We start from the raw sequence: 26,631 nt of genomic DNA, 5'->3' as shown, positions 1-26,631 counted from the left end.
ATATTACTAGAATATCACTTCATCATCCCACGCATATAAGAAGCAATGAATTGTGATGATAAGTGAAATCTTTCTTTATCAATCAAAAGTTCTTGTTTTTCTTCCGTAGCATGAAGTGCCTTTAGTTCATTCATTTCCTTATGAATTCTTTCCATTTTTTTATCTAATTGACTAGCTGTTTCAGCTGCTTCTTTCAATTCATTGACTAACTTCTGTGGAACTTCCTTGTTGTATTTATAATAAATTTTGTGCTCCAAACTCGCCCAAAAATCCATTGCAATGGTTCTTATTTGGACTTCTACACATACATTTTCAACTCGATCCGACATGAAAATCGGGACCTGCAATAATAGATGTAAGCTTTGATAGCCATTACGTTTTGGATTCCTTATATAATCTTTAACTTCAATTACTTCAATATCTTTCTGCTTTTGTAACATCTCGCTAATTTTATAAATATCTGAAATAAAGGAACATGTAATTCTAATCCCAGCAATATCTTTAATGTTTTCTCTAATTGACTGCAGCGACAAATCATACCCTTTTTTAGATATTTTTTTAAGGATACTTTCTGGTGATTTCAAACGAGATTTAACATGTTCAATCGGATTATAATCATGGATATAATGAAATTCTTGTTTAAGAATATCAATCTTTGTATTTACCTCATCTAGTGCAAACTTATAAGACATCATAAATCTTGCCAGTTCTGTTTTTAAGTACTTAAGTTGTTGCATGTCCATGAGGCGTTCTTCCTTCCTATCCATTTTGAATCACTTATTTAATCCTTACCCTTGAACTCTTTTACAAAGCTCTACATCGATTCCTTTGTTTCTCAAATCTTCAACAATCTGTTGAATCGATTTCATTACATAATTCGTTTCATTGGGTGATATACTCTCTTGATTTGGTTTAGACTTATTCTCATTTTTATAAAAACCAATTAGATTCATTGACTTCACCAACCTCCGAACTATATCTTCATTTTACAGATTCATTATATCGTACAAATATGAACTCAGTATGAACATTTCATACAGCCTACTTTTTTGTCATTCCTCCATTTATTTTCCCATTCATCACTTCAACTAAACCACCATTATTAATAATTTCTCCGTGAATTTGTTTCTGAATGGAAGCTTTTGAATGTTTACTAAGATACAAATCTCCTTTAACTTGAGCCTCTAACTGAAGTTTTGCCCCGGTAAAACTCTTATGTTTCCTTCTACATTTCCTAATAGTAACGTGTCCTGTTCAATCACTATATCACCTTTAGTATTTCCTGAGATTATTTTCATTTAACCACCACACTAATCTTTTTTTTATACATACGAACTAATAATAAAAAAGTTTCAGTAATTTTACATAAACTATTCATTAGTCTAATAGTACATCAAAATGAGGTTATCCAATTAAAGGTGTACGTCAACCTTTTTAGACAACCTCTTTCTCATTATTTGAGGTGATTTGGAATAGTGATTGTGAAAGTTGAACCAATACCTTCCTTACTAGATACATCAATTGTACACTTATGAATGTTTACTATTTTTTTGACAATGGATAATCCTAGTCCATTTCCTTCAATCGAACTTCTTCTCGCTTTGTCTACTTTATAAAAGCGTTTAAATAAATGAGGAATTTCTGCTTGTGGTATGCCTTTTCCAAAATCTTTGATTTTAATAACACTTTGAGTCTCAGTCTTTTCTGCTTCAACAATAATTCTGCCATTATCATGTGAATATTTGATGGCATTTGTCAGTAAATTCAACCAAACTTGTTCAAACAAGTCTTGATCAGCCTCTATTTCAATAGAAGTTATATCTAATTCAATCGTTAAATTTCTTTGTTTCCAAAGAGGTTCCGTCGCTAAAACGGTCCTTCTAATTTGTTCATCTAACCTGTAAACGGTGGGGTGATATGGATGATGCTCTGAGTCAAGTGAGGCCAAACGGAGAAGATTCTCACTTAACCGCGATAATCGTTCTGTCTCCTGATAAATAATGTCTAAATATTCCTTTTGATTTTGTTTTGGTACAACCTCGTCTCTAATCGCTTTAGTAAATCCTTTTATGGAAGTTAATGGAGATTGGATTTCATGGGAGACACTGCTAACAAAATTCTCACGCATTTTATCTATTTTCTCCACTTCTGCTGCCATATGATTAAAGCTATTGATTAATTCTCCAACTTCGTCTTTATTTTTGCTATTTAAACGAACAGCAAAATTCCCTTTAGCTATTTCTTTAGCTGCAAAAGTTAATTTTTTTATCGGATTAACTAAGTGTCTAGAAGCTAATAAAATTAATAGACTTCCAATAAACAAGACTAACCCTAGCAAGAAAATCATTACTTTTTTGAAGCTGTGCATTTCCTCTTCATAATCAATACGAATAAACATTGCGTAGGATTGATTGTCAATTGTAATAGGAACACCGATTGTTCTCGTTGCTTCTCGTTTATCATGCGGCATGATTGATGCCGTCTTTTCAACTTGGTTTTTTACTATATTAAATTCTGTACTTGTTATAGTAAATGATATATTTGTCTGGATGAGTGTCTCTCCATCATTGCTCATTATCTTGAGTTCAAATGGAAATGTATTTAATGTTTTTATTACATCAGGTACTTTATCCGGTTCTGTTAACTCTACAAGGTCTGCAATTCCTTCTGACACTTTTACAATTTCTTCATCAAAAATTACCTCATTATGAAAAAACAAAGTTGTGATGCTATAAGAAGTTAATAAACTTATTATCACAACTCCGATAAAAATTCCTACAATACGAAAGTATAGGCTGTTTTTAATCGCTTACACCTCCTCTAATCGGTATCCTAAACCTCGCACGGTAGAAATGGTCATTTCAGGAAAAGGAACCAGGTGTTCTCTTAAACGTTTAATATGAACATCAACCGTCCTCTCGTCTCCTTCATAGTCATATCCCCAAATCTTTTCAATTAATTGTGTACGGGTGAATATCTTACCTGGTGAATTAGCAAGCGTACATAACAATTCACACTCTTTTTTCTTCAAGTTTATCGTGTTTTCAGGAGAGGATATGACCAATTGCTCTGCATCAATGGTTAATGAACCAATTGTAATGATTTTTTCTGTTCCAACATTATATCTTTTGAGTAAAGCTTTAACTCTTAAGATGAGTTCAACAGGATCAAAAGGTTTTACTACGTAATCATCTGTTCCTGCATGAAATCCTTTCACTTTATCATGGGATTCGCCTTTAGCTGTAACCATTAATATTGGTATATCTAAAAATGACCTTATATCCTCCGTCAGTTCAATTCCATCTTTATAAGGCATCATGACATCTAAAATGGCGAGGTCAATCTTTTGATTCGTAACTACTTCTAATGCTTCTTTGCCATCAGCTGCTTCTACTACAATAAAATGGCTATTTTCTAAGTACAACTTTATTAATTTACGAATATGCGTATCGTCATCAGCGACTAAAATTTTGTTCATAAATACCCCACATCTCCAATGAATTTTCAACGTTAGTATACAAATAATATGTGAACTGAATGTGAAATCAAACATAGCGTAGTCTTACTAATAATTAGATAAAATTGGAAACATAAAATAAATTACATAAGACATACTATTTTCAAATAAAAGAAAGAGGTGTTAGAAATGGCAAACAACAATAATAATAATTCAAATCAACTATTAGTACCAGGAGTTCAGCAAGCTTTAGATCAAATGAAATATGAAATCGCACAAGAATTCGGAGTCCAATTAGGACCAGATACGACTTCACGTGCAAATGGTTCAGTAGGCGGAGAAATCACAAAACGACTAGTACAAATGGCTGAACAACAAATGAACGGTTCAAGATTCTAATATGTAGCAATAGCGCTTACCTTTGTAAGCGCTATCTTAATGTGCTTTTTAATAAATTTGAGCAAATAAATCGAAACTGGATGTACCTTCATCTTTTTTTGTTCCTACCTGAATAACAATACAATAATTAACTCATCTTATAACATGATAGCACTAAAAAGGGGGCAATAACATGAGTCAAAAACGAGATAAAGGGTACAGTCAAAAAGGCAAACCTTCTAGTAATAACGTGGATAGCGTGATAGCAGCAGAAGAATTGGAAAAGGCTATTAACCCAACAAACAAACCTCCACGAAATGCTAACTAATCACCAAAAAAGCCGCTATTTAGCGGCCCTTATACTTATCTTTTCTTATTTCACTCCCTTTATGATTTCTTTTCGACTATTATCTGATCAGGAACTTCAAGTTCAATTGATTCTTCGTCTTCAAAAAGAAGATCTTTTAAAATAATTCTCCAAACGTTTGAATTTGCATGAAATTCAATCAATTCGACCCCATATAGCCCTGTTAATTCTAATGATTGTAACGTTTGAGCTAAAATTTCTGACTCATTAAGAATAGCTCCATTAGGTGGTTCACTTGGAATTGCAGTTATCTCTTTCACCTCAGACTGTCCAGGATATGATTCTGCAACAAAATCATACCAGACGTTTACGTAATCTCCTATCGCTATTTCCGACGGAGCATTAGAAAACCATACCGCATTATAGAATTCGGGAATGCCTCCAGTTGAACGAAAGTCTTGTGCTTCTTTCGCTACTACAAGAATCTCGTTCTCCTGTTTATCCATTACATACCCTGTTATCCCAGGGCGATCAACTTCTTGTGAATTACAACCAAATAGAACCAATGCTAATAATATGACTAGATCAAATTTGATAAAAAGTTTCACATTTCCCCCTCCTTGCTTATTGGACGGGATCATTGGAATAATGGTTACAAATTTTTTCAAAGTGTAATGGTGGCTCCTCCTTCATACCACTCAAAAAAAGAGCCCTTTATTAGGCCCTATATGAGTTACTTATAAGCTATTTTCCATTTTATTCGGCGGCATAACCTGATTTGGAATTCCACATACATATTCATTTCCCTCTGTACTTTCATGAAAATCTTTCCTTATTTTTTCAATTATATTATCTTTATTTATGAGCAAATCAAAAGCAGTTAAAGACATAACCTTAGCAGCTAAATGCATCCCTTTAAATCCAATTGAAGATCCAAATGAAGCTGTTGCTTGCCAGGAGTGAAGCTGTACCCCAACAGGAGCACAAGTCGTTATTACTGTTCCAACCGGAGTGATCCAACTAACATCTCCAACATCAGTTGATCCCCCCATTGGCTTTCCATGTTGTTGTTTGTCAAAGTTAAAATCGGTTGGTAAAAGATCGGTAACGTCACTATTGAATAAGCTACTTTTATCTCCAACCTTAAATCCAGTACTATTTACAAGTTCCTTAGCAAACTCTACTTCTTCGTCATCAAAAATAGGTTTGTCCAATACTTGCATATTTTTAAATAATAACTCATCTAATTTTTCATTAGGAAGCGTTTCATAAGCAAATGCTTTGATTTCTGATTTCACCTCTGTTTCAGTCATCATCGAAGCACCTTTAGCTATTTTTTCCATTCTCTCTAACAGTTCTTCTACTTGTTGTTTTGTTTCAGCTCTTAAGTAGTACCATACACTTGAATATTCCGGAACAATATTAGGAGCCATTCCGCCATTTGTAATCACATAATGTATACGAGACCCATCCAACACATGCTCTCTCATATAGTTTGCACCTATATTCATAAGTTCAACAGCATCTAAGGCACTTCTACCCGCATGAGGAGCAGAAGCTGCATGAGAGGTAATCCCTTTGAAATGAAATTCAATTGAAGTCATTGCTTGCATACTTTTATTCATCACGAGATTAGCATCACCTGGATGCCACGTTAAAGCACAATCTAAATCATTAAAGACTCCTTCTCTTGCCATAAATGATTTCCCTGAGAGCACCTCTTCTGCAGGGCAACCATAGTATCGAATCGTTCCAACAAGACCTTCTTCTTCCATTACTTTCTTTAAAGCTATGACAGCTTCCACCCCTGCCGTACCAAGTAGGTTATGCCCACATCCGTGTCCGGGGCCATTTGACAGGATCTCTTTTTGAACTGTAGTTACCTTTTGAGAAAGTCCTGGTAACGCATCATATTCCCCTAGTATTCCTATTACCGGATTGCCCGTACCATATTCAGCAACAAACGCGGTATGAATACCAGCAATGGGCGTTTGAATAGTAAACCCTTCTTCTTCTAGTTTTGACATTTGCAAACTAGAAGCAAAGTCTTCCTCATATGCCACTTGAGGGTTCTCCCAAATTTCCCGTGCCATATCTGTAAATTCTGATTGATGATTTTCAAGAAAGCGTAAAATATTTTGTTTGCTCAAAAGTCATCCCCCTATCTAAAAAGACTTAAACTATTAAATGAATCATTATTCTAATACGAAAATGTTTGTAAGGAACTTACAAGAAATGTAAAAGAATCAGTGAATGTCCTCTTTAGTTATTCTGCTTTATTATCTTTTTTTAACTTATCTAACAGCATACACACCACAATAGTTCCAAGTATACACAAAAAAGTTTGTAATGGACGCGGTACCGGACCAAGGTTTACAAATAACCCAAAAGCTATTCCAACAACTCCCCAGCTAGGCTTTTTAATAGCAAATTGTGCAATTGCTCCACCGAAAATAGCTGGAAGAACAAAGCGAAAGGATTCGATTACTGATTCTGGCAATAAAGATATTAGGTAGGAACCTCCTAATATCGTGAAAATCAAAATGGTTATATTGACTAACGAAGCAGTTGCGATTGCTAAGGTAGAGGTAATTTCACCTTTCTTCGTTCCTGGCTCAGCACCAACAACGCTTTGAGCCATAGAAGCACATGGTAGACACATATTTCCTATATTTCCAGTTAAAAAGGCCAGATATGTTCCAGAAACCCCGAGAATTGGATAATAACTAATTGGTTCGACAACCCAAACAAACATAATTATCGATGCATAAGCTAAGAAACCTGAAATAATAACCGCCCAACCAGGATGAAAACCTAAAACAAATGAAAGGTAAAGGGGCACCATTAAGGTTAGAATGATAACTGACCAAATAGTTAGCCTTCCCCAAAAATGAGATTTCTCTTGAAAAATTTCGAAATCGATACTAGGTTGATTTCCCTCACTACTTTTACTTTCATTTAAATTTCTAGCTTCATTGTTTGTTGACATACCTTCTCCTCGCCTCCTCTATGATAATATGTAACCTACCACTACTCCTACAAGTATAACGAGTCCGAGCGACCATTCCTTTAACCAATTAAGCTTGTATTTATTCGAAAGATTCAGAATTATCGGCATGCAGATAAACCCAATAATCAATACGATTGTTTCTATATAACCTTTAACCATCTCACTTCCTCCAAGGTAACTAAAGGCTCCAATCATTGCAGCAAATGCAATAGAATTTAAGATACTTACGTTTTTACTTTTGGCAACAGCCTTACCTTGAATTTTCCCTAACGATTTTGTAAATATTGCTGTGAATAAGAGCCACCCCATTCCCCCTAGACACATGACCCATACAGCAGCGGTGAAAGCTTGTGCAGTATAGTTACTAGACCCTAAGTCAGCGCCTGCTGCTTGCGAACCAATACTTGCACCTACCGTTTCAATTGCAGCTGATCCAATAATACCGATACGTATTAAAGTAACAGGATCGCCAATTAAAGTAATGAGGGATATTGCAACAAAAATGATCGCTAAAGATGGTCCCAAAGAGCTAATGGCTCCAGTTCTAATCGCTACTTTTACCTCTTTAGAAGTCATCCCTACAGTCGCACTAGTTTTTGTAGCCAACCGAATAAATATAATAGCTTGAAAGATTACAACAAAAACGATGAGTGAAGCGAAGACCCAAATTGGAAAACTATTTGCTACTTGCATAACTTGCTCCATCTTATCCCATCTCCCTTTTAATTAAAAATTAACTAAACTAAGAAGTCTCTCCTTTCATTATATTTTGAATTTTTCGTCTTTTCTTTTTGTGAATTTTATTTTACACTTAAGATTAATCATTTACAATGTAGCTTTTTACATAATAGAGTAATCAAACTATATATTATTACATTAATAGAGGTGGTCGAATTGTACGACATTGATTATAGTCTCTTATTTCTAAAAAAGAAATTAAAAGACACTCCATTTCAAGTGTGGGGTTTAAATTACCATAATAATAAAAGTAACCTATTATATAATCATGGTAATGAAAACTCATTAGTGCCGCCACTTCTTACATTCGATAATGAACAACTATATGTTATCAAAAAGCAAACAGATAAGATTTTCATCTATTACTTTTTCGAGGGAGGTAATCAAGTAAATGTATGTATTTTCAATCATGCTCTCCAATTATCCAAAGAGGAAATAGAATATTTATATTATTTCTTTTCGGTCTCTCAAACAAAAGGAATGATTCAAAAAAAAGAAACAGAATTAAACAACGTAGTTGATAGTATTCGATCGATTACTTCAAGTCTTGACCTTGATGAGGTACTTGAGAAAATAGTTAGTAATGCTCTTAAAGTAATACCAGCTGCAGATGCAGGCTTTTTACTTCTTTATGACCAACAGACTAAAAAGTTATTACCGAAAGCACCTGTAGGTTTTGAGCAAAGTATTTATAATTTCAAAGTTAAAGTTGGAGAATCCATTACAGGTAAAGTGTTTGAAGATGGAATTGGCAGGATATTTAATACAAAAGAAGAGCTTTATGAGAAGATGGAGCTTTACAACATCTCATCAGAGAACTACCTTCATATTACTTCTGCAGGAAAGATACCTGAAGCTGCAATGTGCGTGCCGATATTTATAGAAGAAAATAGAATTGGTGTAATGATTATTCACCAATGGTACAAAAAGAAAGTGTGGGTTAATTATGATTTAAATTTATTACACGGATTTGCTTTACAGGCTGCAATTGCTATTCAAAACGCACAATTTTATAACGAGGCAAACAAAAGATTATTAGAAAGTTTGGAGTTAAGTAAGCAGCTAGAAGAAAGAAATAGCCAACTTCAAAAAAGACAAGAGATCCATGAGAGCTTAATAAATATTTCCTTGAAAAACAAAGGATTTGAAACCATCATTTCTGAAATTGACCAAATGATCGATCCCCCTTTATATTTCTTTAACATGCTTGATAATAAATTTTACTCAAGTGATTTTACACAGTGTCCTATTAGTCTATTTGAAATTAAGGTGCTATTTTCTGAAAGAAGGCGACGGCCTTTATATGTAGAAATCAATAATATATCTAGTCAAAGCTACTATCTTTATCCTATTTATAATGGTGTTGCCTTTTTAGGATGCTTTATCATTCGCACGACAAAGAGCTTTTCTATTTATGATCGAATAACACTAGAACAAAGTAGCTCTGTACTAACTTTAGAACTGGTTAAAACACAAACAATAACTGAAATTTTCTACAAAAAAATTCACGAACAATTTCAAGGTTTGCTAAACACTCAAGATGCTGACCAACTTATGAAACAAGCCCAAGAACTAGGTTTAAACCCATCCGCTCATTATGTCATTACTATATTAGAAATCCCTAACTATTCTGAGTTGCAATTGCTAGAAATTGAAATACATCAGCTCGTTTTAAAATTAAAAGCTGAACTAGTCTCTATGGAAAAAGTGATATATGGTTTTCATAATAAAGTCATTTTACTTTTCTCCACTCACGACCTAGACCAATTCAAATACATTCAACAGAAACTTCTTATTATTAAAAAGGAATGGGAGAATAACAATGGATCTCCTTTTCGCGGAGGGATTAGTTTTGCTTATAAAGGTCTAGAAAAACTCTGTACATGTTACGATGAAGCCACTAAGACCATATCATTTCTATCTACCCGAAATAAATCAGAAGTTATTTGTTACAAAGAAATTGGATTAAATCGTTTGTTTCTAAACCAGTCTACTCAAGAGATTGTACAATTCATCAACGAAGTTTTTTTACCGCTGAGGTCCGATAATGAAAAAAACAAAGAATTAGAAAAGACACTTGTAAAATACATGGAAAATAATCGATCAGCTGTGAAAACAGCAGAACAACTCCACATCCATATTAATACTTTATACCAACGTATTAAAAAGATAGAAGAATTAATTCAGCTGAACTTAGATAATAATGAAGATACTTTGAAATTACAATTAGCATGCTATTTACGATCGACTTATTATCAAACATAGTAGCACCCACTTTATTTAAGGTTAGATTAGAGATTAGTAAGGAGAAGGAATATGATTTGGGATGTCCTTAATATCATCGGAACGATTGCTTTTGCATTAAGCGGTGTGATCGTTGCTATGGAAGAAGACTATGATCTGATAGGTGTATACATATTAGGACTTGTTACCGCCTTTGGAGGCGGTGCGATCCGAAATTTACTGATAGGAGTTCCCGTTTCTAATTTATGGGCACAAGGCTCACTGTTCACCATTGCAATCATCGCTATGTCGTTAGCCTTTTTTTTACCCAAATTGTGGGTTAATCACTGGAAGAAAACAGGGATATTCTTTGACTCCTTAGGCTTAGCCGCATTTTCTATTCAAGGGGCCATTTACGCATCAAATATGGAACATCCGTTAAGTGCTGTTTTAGTAGCTGCGGCTTTAACTGGTACGGGAGGAGGAATGATACGAGATATTTTAGCTAGGAGAAAGCCATTACTTTTACAAAAGGAGATTTATATTGCGTGGACAATGTTAGCTGGACTCGGGATAGGATTAAACATAGTTACAGGAACAGTTGGAACATTACTTTTATTCCTATTAATTGTCCTCCTTCGAATGCTTTCCGTTCACTATCAATGGACATTGCCACGGAGAAAGGTAACTGTTAACAAATAATAAGTTAATATAAAATTAAGTACTATCGTTAAGATTCATTGGTGAGAGACTTGTAACAAAAAATAAGCGCAATGCTTCATCTAAGCTTTGCGCTGTATTTTTAATAATTATTTAATAATTGATTAAAATATTTTATTGTAGCATTGCCGTCAGATCCTCTTCAACCGTAGTAATTAACTTTAAATTAAAGGCATCTTGCAAAACCCCTAGTACTCCTGGCGTGATCCATTCAGGGGGCTTTGGCCCAATTCGTACATCTTGAATTCCAAGGCTAAATAAACCAAGTAATATGGCAACTGCTTTTTGTTCAAACCATGATAGGACAATGCTAACTGGAAGTTCATTTACTTCACAATCAAATGCATCTGCTAGTGCAAGAGCTATTTTAACAGTAGATACAGAGTTATTACATTGTCCTAAATCAATATATCGTGGGATATCTGTATCTGCTACGGTGCCAAAATCATAATCATTAAATCTGAATTTTCCACAAGATGTTGTAAGTATGACTGTGTCATTTGGCAATGATGTTGCTAATTCTCGATAATATTTTCCTCCTGGTCCTGGGGCATCACAGCCAGCGATCACGAAGAACTTTCGAATTTTTCCTGCTTTTACTGCACTTACTATTTCAGGAGCAATGCCAATGACTGTTTCGTGATGGAAACCTGTAGTTAGCTTTTCATCACTTTCAATGTTTGCATCTGGAAGTGAAAGGGCTTTTTGAATGAGTGGTGTGAAATCATCATTTATAATTTTCTCAACGCCTTCTAGGCCCGCAATATCATAAGAAAAGAAGCGGTCAGAGTATGTGCCTTTAATTGGCATTACACAGTTTGTCGTAGCAAGTATAGCACCTGGGAATTTCTCAAATAAGCGTCTTTGATCAAACCACGCTTTACCAATGTTGCCTTTTAAGTGGTTGTATTTTTTTAATTGTGGATATCCATGGGCAGGTAGCATTTCTGAGTGTGTATATATATTAATCCCTTTCCCACCTGTTTGCTTTAGTAGCTCCTCAAGAGCAAACAAATTGTGGCCAGTTACGATAATCGCTTTTCCTTCAACTTTATTTTGAGAAACGGTTACTGGTTCAGGAACACCTAGTCTACTTGTATGCGCTTTATCTAATAACTCCATTACTTTAACTGCAGCTGACCCTACTTTCATCGCCATATCAACATGTTCTTGCAAATTAAAATTTGAATTTGTTAAAGTCATATATAAAGCTTCGTGTGTAATCGCATCTACCTCCGGGTCAGAATATCCAAGCTGTCTTGCATGGGTCGCATAGGCAGCAATCCCTTTTAATGCAAACACTAATGTGTCTTGCAAACTTGCAATATCTTCATTTTTGCCACAAACTCCAATTATTTGACAGCCTCCAGTAGGTGTTTGTTCACATTGATGACAAAACATTCTCATCGCCTCCGAGCAGTTAATTTGTTACCTTCTTAATATGTATTTTATATACATCTTTAAGAATCCTCTGTGACTTTGATCACAACTCTTCAATTATTTATCTTTTTTAAACAAAGGAAAAATCCATTGAGATTATTCTCAATGGATTTTTCTATGAATTTAATATTATTTGAGCCTCAGTAATTTTTTGTTCAGAAGGTGGTTCCACTCCTTCTAATGGATACTCTAACCCTAATTCTTTCCATTTATAAACCCCTAATTTATGATAGGGCAATATTTCAACTCGCTCTACATTTTTCAGGCTGTCAATAAATGAACGCAATTTTAGCAGATCATTTGAATCATCGCTAATACCAGGAACGAGAACATGTCTTAACCAAATTGGGATATTGCGATCAGATAAGAGCTTGGCAAAGCTCAATATATGCTCATTTTTCATCCCAGTTAACATACGGTGCTTCTTTGTATTAATATGTTTAATATCAAGCAAAATTAAATCAGTTAATTCTAGTAACCGATCAAGTTTACGTAAAAATTCAGGGTGTTCTTGAAAACAGCCGCCCGATGAATCAATGGTCGTATGAATGCCAAGCTCTTTGCACTTTGAAAAAAGCTCAATTAAGAAATCTATTTGTAATAGAGGTTCTCCTCCTGAGACTGTAATGCCACCATTACTACTTTCAAAGTATGGTAGATAATGTTGCAAATCATTTATTATCTCGTCAACTGTCATGGATTTTCCTTCTCCAATCTTCCAAGTATCTGGATTGTGACAAAATTGACAGCGTAATAAACAGCCTTGCATAAAAACGACATAGCGCAGCCCTGGACCATCTACTGTGCCGCATGTTTCAATCGAATGCACCTTTCCAATCATATAAACCCCTCATTTTCTATTAAGTCGAAAGCAGGAAACTGAGATAAAAAGTGTTTTATTGAAGATACGAACGAGGCCACATAGAGAATTCTATTTCCGTAGCGGATGCTACGCATCTATTACGTTCGGATTTTTCATTAATAACAACTCTTTTATCTCGGCTTCACTTCCTTCTACATACTTTTATACTTAAAGTGATTCGTGGAATGTCCGGTTTATGACATCAATTTGTTGATCGCGTGTTAGTTTAATGAAGTTTACAGCATAGCCTGACACACGTATCGTTAATTGTGGGTATTCTTCCGGATGCTCCATTGCATCAATTAATGTTTCACGATTAAATACATTTATGTTAAGGTGATGACCACCTTGCTTCGCGTAGCCATCTAAGATTCCTACTAAATTGCCAATACGATCGTTTTCTTCTTTTCCTAGTGCTTTTGGTACGATGCTAAATGTATTTGACACGCCGTCTAATGAAGATTCATAAGGAATTTTCGCTACAGAAGTTAAAGAAGCAAGTGCCCCTTTCTTATCACGTCCATGAAGTGGATTAGCTCCTGGAGCGAATGGTTCTCCAGCTTTCCGTCCATCTGGTGTATTACCTGTTTTCTTTCCGTAAACAACGTTACTTGTAATTGTTAATACAGACATCGTTGGAACAGCATTACGGTATGTTCTATGTTTCTTCAATTTGTCCATAAATGTTTCGACAAGCCAAACAGCGATTTCATCGACCCGCTCATCATTGTTCCCGTATTTCGGGTAATCCCCTTCAATTTCATAGTCTACCGCTATACCATTTTCATCACGTATAACCTTGACTTTCCCATGCTTAATTGCACTTAAGCTATCAGCAGTTACAGATAATCCGGCAATTCCGCAGGCCATTGTTCTAAAGATTTCTTTATCATGTAATGCCATTTCAATACGCTCATAGCTGTATTTATCGTGCATATAATGAATAACATTTAGTGTATTCATATAAAGCTCAGCTAACCAATCCATCATCGCGTCAAACTTTTCAAGAACGTCATCGTATTCTAAGTATTCTTTTGTAATAGGTGCAAATGCTGGTCCCACTTGTACTTTAAGTTTTTCATCTACGCCACCATTAACAGCATATAACAGCGCTTTTGCTAAATTAGCTCTCGCTCCAAAGAACTGCATTTGCTTACCAATTCTCATCGCACTTACACAACAAGCAATTCCGTAATCATCTCCGAAATGCGCTCTCATAATATCATCGTTCTCATATTGGATCGAACTTGTTTTGATTGACATATCTGCACAGAAGTTTTTGAAGTTTCTTGGTAATTGATCGGACCATAAAACGGTTAGGTTGGGCTCTGGAGCAGGTCCCAAGTTTTCGAGAGTGTGCAAGAAACGGAATGAACTTTTCGTTACTAGTGGTCTACCATCTATACCAACCCCACCAATCGATTCTGTTACCCATGTCGGATCACCACTAAACAATTCATTGTAATCTGGTGTTCTTGCAAACTTTACTAGCCTTAGTTTCATAACAAAATGATCTACTAATTCTTGTGCTTCAACTTCAGTCAACGTACCATCCTGTAAATCACGTTCAATGTAAATATCTAAAAACGTCGAGGTACGACCTAGACTCATTGCAGCTCCATTTTGTTCTTTAATGGCTGCTAAATAAGCGAAATATAACCATTGAAATGCTTCTTTGGCCGTTTGAGCCGGCAATGAAATATCAAATCCATAAGATGAGGCCATTGCTTTAAGTTCTTGCAACGCTCTAATCTGTTCAGAGATCTCTTCACGGTCCCGAATCACTTCTTCTGACATAACTCTACTAGTTGACTCTAAGTCTTTCTTTTTTTCTTCAATTAAGTAGTTCACTCCATAAAGAGCCACCCTACGATAATCTCCAATGATTCTTCCGCGTCCATATGCATCAGGTAACCCTGTAACGATTCCTGCTTTACGCGCTAAACGCATCTCAGATGTATAAGCATCAAATACTCCTTGATTATGTGTCTTACGATAATTTGTAAACGTCTCAATTACTTCAGGATCAACTTCATATCCGTAAGATTTACATGAATCAATTGCCATACGAATTCCACCATATGGTTGAAGAGAACGCTTAAATGGTTCATCCGTTTGTAACCCAACAACAGTCTCTAATTCCTTATTTAAGTATCCTGGTTCATGGGAGATGATACTAGATACAATCTCTGTGTCCATATCAAGAACACCACCATTTTCTCTTTCCTTCTTAGTAAGGTCCATAATTTGTCCCCACAGTTCGCTTGAACTTTCCGTAGGCCCTACTAAAAAACTTTCATCTCCCGTATATAGTGTATAGTTTTGTTGGATAAAATCTCTAACATCTACAAGATGCTGCCACTTGCCTTTTTTAAATGTTCTCCAATAATCTGTCATACTGTATCCCTTCTTTCATAAGGTTGCGGACATTTGTGATAGTAACCGATATCACAGATTGAGAAGATTTTACATCTGTCATATCGGTAAGAAAGCTAACTTGAAAGGAATTCCTCTTACTTATAAGCTTATAGAAAAAGGATTATTTAGAATGTGATAATAATCACAATCACTATTAATAATTTTGTCAATATAATGACATCGTCTCCTAAAGATCGATAATAATGTCATCTCCCACTTCACGTACCGGAAAAGTTCTTACATGACCTTGGTCAGGAGCTTGTACTTGACCATCTATTAAGGAAATCTTCCAATCATGAATTGGACAAAATAGATAATGATCACTTACTAATCCATCCGCAAGTTTTCCTCCTTTTGGATGAGGACTTTTATTTTCAATGGCATAGACCTCTCCACTAGCTAATCGAAATACAGCTAATTCTTCGCCTTTATACAGAATAACTTGTCCTATACCCACTGGAAATTGATCGATATTTTTTATTTCTATTTGCTTTGTTAAAGTTGACATTTTTCCTTTCTCCTTTCTTATTTAGAAACAGTAAATGCTTGACGCTTTGTGTAATACGTATCACGAATATTTTCATCCTCAATTGCTTTTTGCCAAGGCTCTTCGTAACGATCAAGCGTTTTATTAAGTCTCTCATTTAATTCTTTTCGTTTTCCTTGGTCTTCAAGAACTTCTTTTACATGTTCTAAGCCGACACGTTCAATCCATTGTGAAGTGCGTTCTAAATACAATGCTGTTTCACGATAATATTGTAAATAGGCACCTGTTAATTCAAATACTTCATCTTCAGTCTTCACTTTACATAAAAGATCGCCAGCTCGGAGATCAGTACCTCCATTACCTCCAACATATATTTCCCAACCACCGTCTAAACCAACAACACCAACATCCTTAATCCCACCCTCTGCACAATTTCTTGGACAAGCTGAAACACCCATTTTCACTTTATGCGGGGTATCAAGTCGTTCGAATCTTTTCTCTAGTTCAATTCCCAGACTCATTGAATCTTGAGTTCCAAACCGGCAGAATGTTGCACCAACACAAGTTTTTACAGTTCGTAATGTTTTCCCGTATGCATAGCCTGAAGGCATCCCCAATTCTTCCCAAACAGCTGGTAGATCTTCTTTTTTCAATCCATATAATCCAATTCGTTGTCCGCCTGTTAATTTCACAAGACCTACATTGTATTTATCTGCCACGTCTGCGATCTTTCTTAAGTCCTTGGCAGAAGTTATTCCTCCATACATTCTTGGAATGACCGAATATGTCCCATCTTTTTGGATATTGGCATGCATTTTTTCATTTACTAAGCGTGAATTCCTATCGTCAATATAATCAGGGTGCACCATTCCAAGGAAGTAATTTAATGCCGGACGACATTTTGAGCAGCCTTCTTCGTTCTGCCATTCAAGGACGTTCATTACTTCTCTAATTGTTGTAAGTCCTTTTTCACGAATTTCTGCAACGACTTCGTCTCTACTTAATGTAGTACATCCACAAACGGTTTGTTTTATAGCCGTTTGATCAAAGTCAGCACCAAGCGTATATTCGAGAATGTCTTGAATGACAGGCTTACAACGTCCACAAGAACGCCCCGCATTTGTACATCTTCCTACTTGTTCAACAGTTGTCAAACCTTCTTTTTTAACGGCTTCGACGATTGTTTGTTTAACGATTCCATTACAACCACAAACAATCTCATCATCTGTCATTGAAGCAATGTCATTCGCTTCGTCCTGACCTGTTTTTTGTAAGAAAGAAACCGAAATGAGATCTTTCACATCATCTTTATTCATCAACATTCTGAATAACCGATTGCTATCTTTTGTGTCGCCATATAGAACGATTCCAACTATGCGATTATCACGTATTTGAACTTTTTTATAAATTCCTTCAAATTCATTATGAACAACGATCGACTTTGAGGTTGGATCATCAATAAATTCTCCCGCAGAAAATAGATCAATTCCTGAAACTTTTAATTGAGTCCCTGTAATAGACCCTTCATATCCTTTTCCTTTGTTGCCAGTTAACAGTTCAGCTAATACTTTGCCTTGTTCATACAATGGCGCTACTAACCCATAGACAATTTCTCGATGTTCTGCGCATTCTCCAATCGCATAGACATTAGGAACGGATGTTTCCATAAAATCATTGACGACTATTCCACGGTTTACAAAAAGACCATTTCTTTCAGCAATTGCTACGTTTGGTTTAATACCAGCTGCCATGACAACTAAATCAGCTTCAATTTCTGTTCCATCTTTAAAGCGAACAGCTGTCACACGTTCTGATCCTAATAACTCGACTGTAACTTTTTCCATCAGGAAATTCATACCTTGTTTTTCTAATTCATTTCTTAGCATTGTCGCGGCAATCGTATCTAACTGTCTTTCCATTAAATGCTCCGGCAAATGAACTACATCCACTTTCATACCTAAATGAATAAGCCCCTTTGCTGCTTCTAACCCAAGCAACCCCCACCAATTACAACAGCTTTCTTAAACTGTTTTGCCACTTTGATCATTTGTTCACAATCAGCTATATCACGAAACCCTATTACACCTTTTTTGTCAGCTCCCTTCACAGGTAAGATAAAAGGTACTGACCCTGTTGCTAGAATTAATTTATCGTAATCTACTTTTGTTCCATGCTCTGATATTACATGTTGCGCGTTCGTATCTATATCAACAACCGATTCCCCAGTATAGAGAGTAATGTCATTCGATTCGTACCATTGCCAATCGTTTATAATTGTTTCTTTAAAACTCGCTTCACCTTGCAATATATTTGATAGCTTAATTCGGTTGTAGTTTGGATGTGGTTCTGCCCCAAATATTGTAATGTCATATAAATCAGGATTCACTTTTAATATTTCTTCTATAACACGAACACCAGCCATTCCATTTCCGACCATTACTAATTTTTCTTTCTTCATGTTTATCCCTCCATTTTGTTCAATAATTCACAATGTATTTGTTACACTCATAATATGACTTTTACTTAGAAATTAATGTGATAACAATCACATTTTCAATTTTTTATATTTCTTTTTTATTGAAAGAATTAGCTTCCTTTATATATTGTTTTGGTTTTCGAGATATTCCGGTACATTCTTATCTTTTTATGTGATACATATCACTTTCAACAGTTCTTTTTGTTTGTATGATTTGTTTTGTAATCATGTTTAGATAAGAAGCAATTTTAAAAAAGAATTTGATAAAGTTATTATTGGAGGAATTATCATGGCACGAATAACAGAATGGCAGCCAGAAAATCAAGAGTTTTGGGAAAGGGAAGGAAAAAGACACGCTCGAAGAAATTTATGGATCTCAGTTCCAACATTATTACTTGCTTTTGTTGTATGGCAAATATGGTCCGTAGTTGCTGTCCGCTTAAATGATATCGGTTTTCAATTTACAGATGAACAGCTGTTCACTTTAGCAGCAGTACCTGGTTTAGTTGGTGCCTCATTACGATTTATTTACACTTTTGCTGTTGGCAAATTTGGTGGTCGAAACTGGGTCGTCTTTTCAACAGGTATATTATTACTGCCAACAATTGGAATTGGGTTTGCGGTTCAAAATCCAGAAACACCATATTGGCTTATGTTAACTCTTGCGGCATTATGCGGACTTGGTGGAGGTAATTTCTCTTCCGCTCTTGCAAATATTAGTTTCTTCTTCCCTAAAAAAGAGAAAGGAACAGCTCTAGGAATTAATGGCGGATTAGGAAATATGGGGGTTTCAGTTGTTCAATTTGTTACTCCGTTAATTATCACAGTTGGAACGTTTGCCTTTATCGGTGGTGAAGGTCAAGTCTTAGCCAATGGTCAAGAGATTTGGTTACAAAACGCTGCATTTATCTGGGTTGTCCCAATTATTATCATGACAATCGTTGCTTATTTCGGAATGGATAATCTCCCAACTGCAAAACAATCTGTAAAAGACCAATTTATTATTGTGAAACGAAAGCATACATGGATCATGACCATTCTCTATGTTGCTACTTTTGGCTCATTCATTGGATATGGGGCAGCCTTCCCATTACTATTAAGATCACAATTTCCTGAGTATGTTGCGTTAGCCTTTTTAGGAGCTTTTCTAGCCGCGGCTTTCCGTCCTGTTGGTGGGTGGGTTTCTGATAAATTTGGTGGCGCTAAAGTTACTACTTTGGTCCTTATAACGATGAGTCTTGGCGCTCTAGCAGTTATCTATTTTAGTGGTCAACAACATTTTGCAGGCTTTCTCATTTCATTTTTAATTCTATTTATTGCAGCCGGAATGGGATCAGGTTCAACATTCCAGATGATCCCACTTATCTTTCCTGTTAAAGAAGCTGCACCTGTACTTGGATTTACTGCTGCTTTTGCCGCGTATGGGTCATTTTTTATTCCACAACTTTTCGGTTGGTCATCTTCTGCTACCGGAACACCAGTAACAGCTTTGTATCTCTTTATTGGGTTCTACGTACTATCTATTGTTTTAAATTGGTACTACTATCAGCGGAAAAATGCAGAAGTTGCGTGTGACACTATGATTGAATCAAAACAAAAAGCATCTTAATTACAATAGGGGCTCCTCACAAGTTCTCGTATTGACCTTGTGAGAAGCCCTTTCTCTCTTTAATTACCACTTTAAAGACTGAATCATACTTTCTATAGCGCCTTTTTCTTTTTGTCTTAAAGGCCATTCTGCTAATTCCATTTTAATAGACTGCAATGAGCCATACTCTCTTACAAATCCATTTAACCTTGCAACTAATGTAGAGTCTACAAATTCGCAAAATGTGGGAAAATAACTCATTAATTCAAAATATGCTTTGGGAAAACGTTTAAGATAATATTTTTGATGCCTTTCCTCTGCTAGGTAAAAAGTAATTAGAGGAGCAATCTCTGTTTGGATCGTTCCGTTCAATTTATCTTCCCACTTTCTTTTACTTGCAAGGGCGACTTGTGCTTGTTCATCGTTTCTAAATAAAATCATTGATTGATATTGTTTCCCACGATAATGATTCACTTTCAATGCATTATGACTCTGCCAAAAAATATCAAATAGTTCTTCTAACTTAAGCACCGAAGAATCAAAATCTATCTCAATTGTTTCGGTATGATCGCCCATTTGTCTGTATATAGGATTTTGCAATGTACCTCCTGCATACCCAACACGTGTACGAATGACTCCTTTGAGATGTCCGAACCGGGCATCTGGTCCCCAAAATCAACCTAACCCTAATGAAATGGTTTCAAGGTGATTACTTTGTTTCGTTAACATTTTATAATCGATATACATAGGAACTCTCTCCTTTATTTTACTTTTTAACACTTTCTTTTTCGATGTAAAAAAGGGTGTTTCCTTACAATTTGTTGCTATGATTATTGTATTAAAGATAAGCCAAATTAACAAAAAAGAGAAAAGGTAGTCACCTTTTCTCTCATCCATTTTAGTATTTTTTAAAGATTAATGATACATTATGGCCACCAAATCCTAATGAATTCGATAATACAGCATCAACTTGCATTTCTTTCGCCCCGTTTGTAACATAATCTAAATCGAGACTTGGATCCGGAGTTTCGTAATTGATCGTCGGTGGTACGACACTATCTCGAATAGCCAAAAGAGAAAAAATAGCCTCAATTGCTCCTGCAGCACCGAGCAGGTGGCCTGTCATCGATTTCGTCGAGCTGACAACTAATTGATAAGCATGCTCTCCAAATACTTCTTTGATTGCTGAAGTTTCATATAAATCATTGTAATGAGTACTAGTTCCATGAGCATTTATATAGTCAATTTGTTCAGGTGCTAGATTTGCATCTTTTAAAGCTGATTTCATCGCACGCTGCCCACCTTCACCGTCTGGTGCTGGTGTTGTAATATGATGAGCATCACCAGTAGCACCATATCCTACAATTTCACCATAAATACGGGCCCCGCGTGTAAGAGCATGTTCTAATTCTTCTAGAATTAATACCCCTGATCCCTCTGCAATCACGAATCCATCACGATTTTGGTCAAAAGGACGACTAGCCGTTTTCGGATCTGGATTCGTAGATAGTGCTGTCATATTAGCAAAACCAGCAATGGTCATATCAGTAATCGCCGCTTCCGCTCCTCCTGTAATCATTGCATCCATTTCGCCATTTTGTATTACTCGGAATGCATCGCCAATTGAATTTGCTCCAGAGGCACACGCTGTGACCGAACAATTGTTTATCCCCTTGGCCCCAAGCTCTATCGAAACACGACCTGATGCCATATCAGGAATTAACATTGGAATGATAAATGGGCTTACTCTTTTTGGTCCTTTGTTTAAGAATTTTTTGTGCTGCTCCTCAAATGCATCTAAACCACCAATCCCAGAACCTATCCATACCCCAACACGTTCTGATTGTATGTTTTCACCAATTTTAAGTTCAGCATTTTCAACAGCCATTTTACTTGCAGCAATAGCAAAATGGGTAAAACGTGCCATTCTTCTTGCTTCCTTACTGTCCATATAATCACCAGGGGTAAATTCTTTTACTTCCCCAGCTACTTTCACATTAAATTGGTCAGCATCTACTCTAGATAGTGGTCCGATTCCAGAAACACCTGCTGTTAGATTTGCCCAAGTTGTGTTAACATCATTCCCTAAAGGAGTAACGGCTCCAATTCCTGTTACTACGACTCGTTTTTTCATGAAAACTCTCCCCTTCAACTAAATCAGATCTATTTCCCCCATTTTAAACAAACAGAACCCCATGTTAAACCACCACCGAAGCCGACAATTACAACAATATCTCCATCGTTAATAGAACCTTTTTCTATTTCACTAAATAAAGCTAACGGGATGGAAGCAGCGGATGTATTCCCATGCTTCGTTACCGTTGTTGAAACTTTTTCTTTATCTAAACCTAATCTCTGTCTAGCTGCATCAATAATGCGAATATTGGCTTGATGAGGAACTAGAAAATCAACATCCTCTTTCGACAAACCTGCCTTTTTAATTACTTGTAAACAAGAATCAGGCATTTGTCTCACAGCAAACTTAAATACTTCACTTCCATTCATGGCAACATAATTCGTTTGGTTATCAACAAATAAATGCTTGCCACCAGTACCATCAGCACCTAATTCAAATGAGAGTATTCCCTTCCCATCTGAAACTTCGCTTAAAACAACAGCCCCAGCCCCATCACCAAACAAGACGCAAGTATTTCGATCAGACCAATCGACTATTTTTGAGAACTTCTCGCTGCCAACAACTAATACATTCTTATATGTATTCGTTTCAATAAACTGTTTTCCTGTTACTAATGCATAAACAAATCCAGAACATGCAGCACTAAGGTCCATTGCCGGTATATGACGTATTCCTAAGGCTTCCTGCACCATGCAAGCAACTGTTGGAAATACATAGTCTGGAGTTGCAGTTGCCACTAGAATTAAATCGATGTCTTCAGGATGTAACGAGGCATCGTCAAGGGCTCTTCTAGCAGCAATTACAGCCATGTGCGAGGTGTCCTCTTCTTCACTTGCTATCCTACGTTCTTCTATTCCAGTACGAGAGCGTATCCACTGATCACTTGTTGCTACGCTAGTCTCAAGATCTAAGTTGCTTACAACATTTTCTGGTACATAGGCACCTACTCCAATAATTCCAACAGATTTCATTTCATCACCCTAACGTATTTTTAAGATCAGGTCATAATATCTCATATTAATTATATTACAGGAAAACACTGCGAAAATGAAGGATATTCACAAATTCAATTCTACTAAAATTTATTAGCCATTAATAAAAATCTTGAATAATACAAGGTAATCTACTACTGTTAAATTATGTAATAGTTTTCATCTTGTTCTACACTCATAATTTAAATAATTGGAGGGCCTTAAATGAATATTCATACGGCAGATATTTGTGATGACTACCGCGAACAGGTTGAAGTAGCTGAATCGATCTTTACCAAGTTTGGCAAGAAACACTCTTTCTCTGGTGTGATTCATACTGTTAAAGTATTTGAAGACAATGTACTAGTAAAAAAAGCTTTGGAAACAATTCCGAAAGAAAGTGTACTCGTTGTTGATGGGGGAGGTTCGAAAAAAGTAGCTCTTATGGGAGACAATCTAGCACAAATCGCAGTAGACCGTAATCTATCAGGTGTTATAATTTATGGATCAATTCGAGATAGTGCTCTAATCAATGAGATGGATGTCAGCATATTTGCTCTTGGAACAACGCCATTAAAAAGTTTCAAACAAGGTAAAGGCCAAGAAAACATTGCCGTACAATTTGCTGGCATAAATTTCGAACCAGGTTCTTATATCTACGCAGATGCAGATGGGATCTTAGTAGCAAAGAATAAGTTAATCTAATCATTTTCGGATGAGTAGTTTTTCACTACTCATCCTCTCTCTTAACATCATCTATCTACACTCTAACGTAGCCTTCTACCATAATTTAAAATTGGACGAACTCTGTATACCCAAGAATAAATAGAACCCAAATCCCAATGATCATATGAGAAAAGCTAACTCCCACAATTGACTGCTGACGAGCAAACAACCACCCCCAGAAAAGACCTGGAAGAAATGCTACTAAGGCAAACAATGTTCCAATATGTGAATGCGCCATTGCAAAAAGCAAATTGGACAGAACAATCGAGATAATTAGCTTATACTTTGAATTCGGCAAAAAGAGATAAAGAGCTGATTGTAAACCAGTTCTTGCGATGAATTCTTGTATGACAGAAAAAACGATATAAACGAGGATCATAAATACAAACATTGGATAGCTAAACCCAATATCAGTTAATGCTGCAGCTGGATTAAACAAAGAAATCTCTGAAAATGCAGGGATAAACGTAATTAAAAACCATTTTAAAATTAGAAAAAAAAGTAGAATGGGCAAAGTAATAATCGCAGCTTCTTTGATATCATCTCGCCAATTTACAGTCGTTACCCCAAAGTCTTTATAGGAATAAGGGCTACCCTTCATAAATATGTACATAACAAAAGCGAAACCAATTATCAAACTTATATCGACAAAAGTGGACGCTCCAAAATTTGCCACAAAACCACTTAGAACGCCTAAACTTAACGTATATAAAGATAAAATACATAATAAATAAACACTCAGAGTTCCAAGAGCATAATACTTCTTTGTTTCCTGTTCGTGTAGTCGCACATCTTGAGATAACTGCTTTACTACTTTTGATAGCAATTTGATTTGTAGAGAGTGATAGCGACTCGAAGAGAAGATTTTGTCCACGTTTACTTTAATTAAAGTAGATGGTTCACGTGCGACAACAGAATGGATCGGTATTTCATCTAAATCAAGCATACCAACAAAATGACCAGCTTCACGTACCGTAATACCTTTGTCTCCTAAAAGTACATTAAGACTTCCAGATTTAACTAAATAAAAGGTTTGTGAAAGATGTGTTTCATCAATAACTATTTGCCCCTTCTCCACGGAAATCTCCTCAGAAAGTGATTCAATCAAGATCATTTCATCAAGACTTAGCTCACTTGATAACTGATTTTGTCTAATATCAGTAATTACATTTGTACTAACCATTGTCTGATGTCTCCTAGTCATGATGTGTTTTTACATTATCTTTCATTATACTGGAGTTTAAATAAGTTATATAGGAAAGGAACTGAGGTAATTTTTAGTAATGTATTAGCCTAACTAACATTTTTGCTAAAGAAAAGCTTACCGAATTTATATCGATAAGCCCTTTCTTACTATTTACGGAAATCTTTTCTGTTGATCAGAATTTTTATCTACCTTGTCCCATTTTCCCTTACATTTGTACTTAAGAACGTTTTAAGATGTGTAAATTAACCCTTTTTACAGTTCCAATTCATATTAACAATCCTTTTGAACATAGAGTGTTGAAGCCGTTTTACGCCTCTCTGCGTAACTTAACATGTAAGCTGTAAACAATCCAGCAATAAAAGCAATCACACTGACGAACAGTAAAAATGAGTCTTGTAAGATTCCTGGATATATAACTATAACGGAACCACTGATAAATCCAACCATAAGCGCATATACAGCTGTTTTATAGTGAGAGAGTAAATAAGAGAGTAATTTACTCGTAATGACTAACCCGATAGCAATTCCAAACCCTACCGTCATAATAACAGGTAAGTTAAACGTTGAAAGGGCATTGATTACGGTAGGATAAACGCCTAACAGCAAAAAGATAAACGAACCGCTAACGCCTGGGAGAATCATTGCTGAACTCGCTAACCATCCAGCGAAGAACAATAAGACAAAATCACTTGCTGTTAAGTTCGACATAACAACTGCTAATTCTTGATCTTTTACAAAGATCGTAGAACCAACAATTACAGCTCCAACAATGATTAAAATATAATGAGAAAACGTAAACGTTTGTTTATAATGAATCTCTTTTAATAAGAGTGGGATAATCCCTATAATTAACCCAAGAAAGAAGAAAAATGTAGGTTGAGGATAATCTGCTAATAGCCATTCAATTAAGTGGCTGAGAGTTAGAAGTACTGATACAATCCCTAATCCTAATGGTATCAAAAATATACTATGCCTTTTCCACTCTTTTGTAAATAAACCATTAATTGCTGATAACAATTGCTGATAAATCCCAAGTACTAATGCTAAGGTTCCTCCACTTACTCCAGGAATTAAATCACTAATCCCCATTGCCATCCCTTTAAACAAATTACGCCATTGAAACACCTTATTTTTCTCCTTTATAAATCATTTATTTTCTACTTAGACCTTCTAACTCTAAAGATGTATACACATACAAAAAAGACCCTTACTTCTGGTAAAAGTCTCGCCAACAACATTCAAGTTGTAAATAAAGCCGAGGATGTATTTCTGGTTACGACTCTATGATAGCTACTCCCCTTAAGCAGGCATTTATTATTGAATGATAATATCTTAGTTGATTTTTCATTGCTACACAATTAATTTTTGTTTTTTTACTTAATTTCTCACAAATAATTTTTTACTATTAAATTTGATAACCTATTACGGTATGTGAAATATTAGGAAAGTCGTAATAGTGAGATTTGACATACACAAATAAACCAAC

General features: G+C 35.7%; 24 protein-coding genes and 1 pseudogene. 6 read left to right on the top strand and 19 right to left on the bottom strand.

The features are described 5' to 3' along the window. Positions 1-14: 14 nt before the first annotated feature. The 5 genes from BkAM31D_RS11070 to BkAM31D_RS11060 all read right to left on the bottom strand — a co-directional run bounded on the left by BkAM31D_RS11070 (position 15) and on the right by BkAM31D_RS11060 (position 3,478). Positions 15-743 (bottom strand): GTP pyrophosphokinase, encoded by a 729-nt coding sequence (locus BkAM31D_RS11070; RefSeq protein WP_235820310.1) that lies wholly within the window; start codon positions 741-743, stop codon positions 15-17. 45 nt (positions 744-788) lie between these two features. Further along, complete coding sequence (locus BkAM31D_RS23555; RefSeq protein ID WP_157076759.1) at positions 789-953, bottom strand: hypothetical protein; 165 nt, start codon at positions 951-953, stop codon at positions 789-791. A gap of 88 nt (positions 954-1,041) precedes the next feature. Continuing rightward, positions 1,042-1,164: a hypothetical protein gene (locus BkAM31D_RS24290; RefSeq protein WP_257391658.1), complete on the bottom strand. Its 123-nt coding sequence runs from the start codon at positions 1,162-1,164 to the stop codon at positions 1,042-1,044. A 289-nt stretch (positions 1,165-1,453) separates the two neighbouring features. Next, entirely contained in the window at positions 1,454-2,758 is a 1,305-nt protein-coding gene (locus BkAM31D_RS11065; RefSeq protein ID WP_066151156.1) for a sensor histidine kinase, read from the bottom strand. 51 nt (positions 2,759-2,809) lie between these two features. Then, a complete protein-coding gene (locus BkAM31D_RS11060; RefSeq protein ID WP_066151157.1) occupies positions 2,810-3,478 on the bottom strand; it encodes a response regulator transcription factor in 669 nt (222 codons plus the stop codon). A gap of 168 nt (positions 3,479-3,646) precedes the next feature. Between BkAM31D_RS11060 and BkAM31D_RS11055 the strand changes: the two genes are divergently transcribed. Together BkAM31D_RS11055 and BkAM31D_RS24285 are read left to right on the top strand one after the other, a co-directional pair. Further along, positions 3,647-3,856 carry an alpha/beta-type small acid-soluble spore protein gene (locus BkAM31D_RS11055; protein ID WP_066151159.1) on the top strand — a complete coding sequence of 70 codons (210 nt, stop codon included), beginning with the start codon at positions 3,647-3,649 and terminating at the stop codon, positions 3,854-3,856. Between the two features lie 172 nt (positions 3,857-4,028). Further along, complete coding sequence (locus BkAM31D_RS24285; protein ID WP_257391657.1) at positions 4,029-4,163, top strand: hypothetical protein; 135 nt, start codon at positions 4,029-4,031, stop codon at positions 4,161-4,163. A 59-nt stretch (positions 4,164-4,222) separates the two neighbouring features. On the opposite strand, the gene BkAM31D_RS11050 is transcribed toward BkAM31D_RS24285, so the two are convergent. From BkAM31D_RS11050 to BkAM31D_RS11035, 4 genes are all read right to left on the bottom strand, one after another. Beyond that, positions 4,223-4,750 carry a DUF3221 domain-containing protein gene (locus BkAM31D_RS11050; protein ID WP_169801082.1) on the bottom strand — a complete coding sequence of 176 codons (528 nt, stop codon included), beginning with the start codon at positions 4,748-4,750 and terminating at the stop codon, positions 4,223-4,225. Positions 4,751-4,879: 129 nt separating this feature from the next. Continuing rightward, a complete protein-coding gene (locus tag BkAM31D_RS11045) occupies positions 4,880-6,292 on the bottom strand; it encodes an amidohydrolase (RefSeq protein ID WP_066151164.1) in 1,413 nt (470 codons plus the stop codon). 116 nt (positions 6,293-6,408) lie between these two features. Beyond that, the gene (locus BkAM31D_RS11040) at positions 6,409-7,131 is read right to left on the bottom strand and encodes a small-conductance mechanosensitive channel (protein ID WP_066151167.1); all 723 of its coding nucleotides are present in this window, start codon (positions 7,129-7,131) and stop codon (positions 6,409-6,411) included. 18 nt (positions 7,132-7,149) lie between these two features. After that, positions 7,150-7,857, bottom strand: coding sequence for a DUF5058 family protein (locus tag BkAM31D_RS11035; protein WP_066151170.1), 708 nt, complete (start codon positions 7,855-7,857; stop codon positions 7,150-7,152). Between the two features lie 189 nt (positions 7,858-8,046). On the opposite strand from BkAM31D_RS11035, the gene BkAM31D_RS11030 reads away from it, so the two are divergent. Together BkAM31D_RS11030 and BkAM31D_RS11025 are read left to right on the top strand one after the other, a co-directional pair. After that, positions 8,047-10,155 carry a helix-turn-helix domain-containing protein gene (locus tag BkAM31D_RS11030; RefSeq protein WP_066151173.1) on the top strand — a complete coding sequence of 703 codons (2,109 nt, stop codon included), beginning with the start codon at positions 8,047-8,049 and terminating at the stop codon, positions 10,153-10,155. A 51-nt stretch (positions 10,156-10,206) separates the two neighbouring features. Beyond that, complete coding sequence (locus BkAM31D_RS11025; protein WP_066151176.1) at positions 10,207-10,815, top strand: trimeric intracellular cation channel family protein; 609 nt, start codon at positions 10,207-10,209, stop codon at positions 10,813-10,815. 132 nt (positions 10,816-10,947) lie between these two features. Here BkAM31D_RS11025 and hcp read toward each other — a convergent pair whose 3' ends face one another. The 5 genes and pseudogenes from hcp to nirB all read right to left on the bottom strand — a co-directional run bounded on the left by hcp (position 10,948) and on the right by nirB (position 18,498). Then, complete coding sequence (gene hcp / locus BkAM31D_RS11020; RefSeq protein WP_066151179.1) at positions 10,948-12,234, bottom strand: hydroxylamine reductase; 1,287 nt, start codon at positions 12,232-12,234, stop codon at positions 10,948-10,950. A gap of 154 nt (positions 12,235-12,388) precedes the next feature. Next, on the bottom strand, positions 12,389-13,114 hold the full coding sequence (pflA, locus tag BkAM31D_RS11015; protein ID WP_066151182.1) for a pyruvate formate-lyase-activating protein: 726 nt from the start codon (positions 13,112-13,114) through the stop codon (positions 12,389-12,391). A gap of 189 nt (positions 13,115-13,303) precedes the next feature. Further along, positions 13,304-15,532: a formate C-acetyltransferase gene (gene pflB / locus BkAM31D_RS11010; RefSeq protein WP_066151184.1), complete on the bottom strand. Its 2,229-nt coding sequence runs from the start codon at positions 15,530-15,532 to the stop codon at positions 13,304-13,306. Positions 15,533-15,740: 208 nt separating this feature from the next. Further along, entirely contained in the window at positions 15,741-16,061 is a 321-nt protein-coding gene (gene nirD, locus BkAM31D_RS11005; protein WP_066151186.1) for a nitrite reductase small subunit NirD, read from the bottom strand. 17 nt (positions 16,062-16,078) lie between these two features. Then, positions 16,079-18,498 (bottom strand): annotated as a pseudogene (gene nirB / locus BkAM31D_RS11000) (nitrite reductase large subunit NirB). Positions 18,499-18,805: 307 nt separating this feature from the next. Here nirB and BkAM31D_RS10995 point away from each other — a divergent pair. Further along, entirely contained in the window at positions 18,806-20,125 is a 1,320-nt protein-coding gene (locus BkAM31D_RS10995) for a NarK family nitrate/nitrite MFS transporter (RefSeq protein ID WP_066151190.1), read from the top strand. Between the two features lie 63 nt (positions 20,126-20,188). On the opposite strand, the gene BkAM31D_RS10990 is transcribed toward BkAM31D_RS10995, so the two are convergent. The 3 genes from BkAM31D_RS10990 to BkAM31D_RS10980 form a co-directional block, all read right to left on the bottom strand. Further along, positions 20,189-20,737, bottom strand: coding sequence for a peptide-methionine (S)-S-oxide reductase MsrA (locus BkAM31D_RS10990; protein ID WP_218017022.1), 549 nt, complete (start codon positions 20,735-20,737; stop codon positions 20,189-20,191). A gap of 265 nt (positions 20,738-21,002) precedes the next feature. Further along, positions 21,003-22,238 (bottom strand): beta-ketoacyl-ACP synthase II, encoded by a 1,236-nt coding sequence (gene fabF / locus BkAM31D_RS10985; RefSeq protein ID WP_066151193.1) that lies wholly within the window; start codon positions 22,236-22,238, stop codon positions 21,003-21,005. Positions 22,239-22,267: 29 nt separating this feature from the next. After that, positions 22,268-23,212, bottom strand: coding sequence for a beta-ketoacyl-ACP synthase III (locus BkAM31D_RS10980; RefSeq protein ID WP_066151196.1), 945 nt, complete (start codon positions 23,210-23,212; stop codon positions 22,268-22,270). A 231-nt stretch (positions 23,213-23,443) separates the two neighbouring features. Between BkAM31D_RS10980 and rraA the strand changes: the two genes are divergently transcribed. After that, positions 23,444-23,917 (top strand): ribonuclease E activity regulator RraA, encoded by a 474-nt coding sequence (gene rraA / locus BkAM31D_RS10975; RefSeq protein ID WP_371807201.1) that lies wholly within the window; start codon positions 23,444-23,446, stop codon positions 23,915-23,917. Between the two features lie 85 nt (positions 23,918-24,002). On the opposite strand, the gene BkAM31D_RS10970 is transcribed toward rraA, so the two are convergent. Then, positions 24,003-25,121 (bottom strand): CPBP family glutamic-type intramembrane protease, encoded by a 1,119-nt coding sequence (locus BkAM31D_RS10970; protein WP_066151201.1) that lies wholly within the window; start codon positions 25,119-25,121, stop codon positions 24,003-24,005. Positions 25,122-25,415: 294 nt separating this feature from the next. Continuing rightward, a complete protein-coding gene (locus BkAM31D_RS10965; RefSeq protein ID WP_371807200.1) occupies positions 25,416-26,240 on the bottom strand; it encodes a DUF368 domain-containing protein in 825 nt (274 codons plus the stop codon). Positions 26,241-26,631: the final 391 nt, after the last annotated feature.

It is taken from the genome of Halalkalibacter krulwichiae, from assembly GCF_002109385.1.
Taxonomy (GTDB): Bacteria; Bacillota; Bacilli; order Bacillales; family Bacillaceae_D; genus Halalkalibacter; species Halalkalibacter krulwichiae.
The sequence above is the reverse complement of the archived record's forward strand: the minus strand, read 5'-3'. Positions and strand labels throughout refer to the sequence as shown.

Bases quoted from the DNA above. Each gene is read 5' to 3' on its own strand.
- BkAM31D_RS11070 (WP_235820310.1), bottom strand. From the start codon at position 743: ATGGACATGCAACAACTTAAGTACTTAAAAACAGAACTGGCAAGATTT.
- BkAM31D_RS23555 (WP_157076759.1), bottom strand. From the start codon at position 953: ATGAATCTAATTGGTTTTTATAAAAATGAGAATAAGTCTAAACCAAAT.
- BkAM31D_RS11060 (WP_066151157.1), bottom strand. From the start codon at position 3,478: ATGAACAAAATTTTAGTCGCTGATGACGATACGCATATTCGTAAATTA.
- BkAM31D_RS11055 (WP_066151159.1), top strand. From the start codon at position 3,647: ATGGCAAACAACAATAATAATAATTCAAATCAACTATTAGTACCAGGA.
- BkAM31D_RS24285 (WP_257391657.1), top strand. From the start codon at position 4,029: ATGAGTCAAAAACGAGATAAAGGGTACAGTCAAAAAGGCAAACCTTCT.
- BkAM31D_RS11040 (WP_066151167.1), bottom strand. From the start codon at position 7,131: ATGTCAACAAACAATGAAGCTAGAAATTTAAATGAAAGTAAAAGTAGT.
- BkAM31D_RS11035 (WP_066151170.1), bottom strand. From the start codon at position 7,857: ATGGAGCAAGTTATGCAAGTAGCAAATAGTTTTCCAATTTGGGTCTTC.
- BkAM31D_RS11025 (WP_066151176.1), top strand. From the start codon at position 10,207: ATGATTTGGGATGTCCTTAATATCATCGGAACGATTGCTTTTGCATTA.
- hcp (WP_066151179.1), bottom strand. From the start codon at position 12,234: ATGTTTTGTCATCAATGTGAACAAACACCTACTGGAGGCTGTCAAATA.
- pflA (WP_066151182.1), bottom strand. From the start codon at position 13,114: ATGATTGGAAAGGTGCATTCGATTGAAACATGCGGCACAGTAGATGGT.
- pflB (WP_066151184.1), bottom strand. From the start codon at position 15,532: ATGACAGATTATTGGAGAACATTTAAAAAAGGCAAGTGGCAGCATCTT.
- nirD (WP_066151186.1), bottom strand. From the start codon at position 16,061: ATGTCAACTTTAACAAAGCAAATAGAAATAAAAAATATCGATCAATTT.
- BkAM31D_RS10995 (WP_066151190.1), top strand. From the start codon at position 18,806: ATGGCACGAATAACAGAATGGCAGCCAGAAAATCAAGAGTTTTGGGAA.
- fabF (WP_066151193.1), bottom strand. From the start codon at position 22,238: ATGAAAAAACGAGTCGTAGTAACAGGAATTGGAGCCGTTACTCCTTTA.
- BkAM31D_RS10980 (WP_066151196.1), bottom strand. From the start codon at position 23,212: ATGAAATCTGTTGGAATTATTGGAGTAGGTGCCTATGTACCAGAAAAT.
- BkAM31D_RS10970 (WP_066151201.1), bottom strand. From the start codon at position 25,121: ATGGTTAGTACAAATGTAATTACTGATATTAGACAAAATCAGTTATCA.
- BkAM31D_RS10965 (WP_371807200.1), bottom strand. From the start codon at position 26,240: ATGGCAATGGGGATTAGTGATTTAATTCCTGGAGTAAGTGGAGGAACC.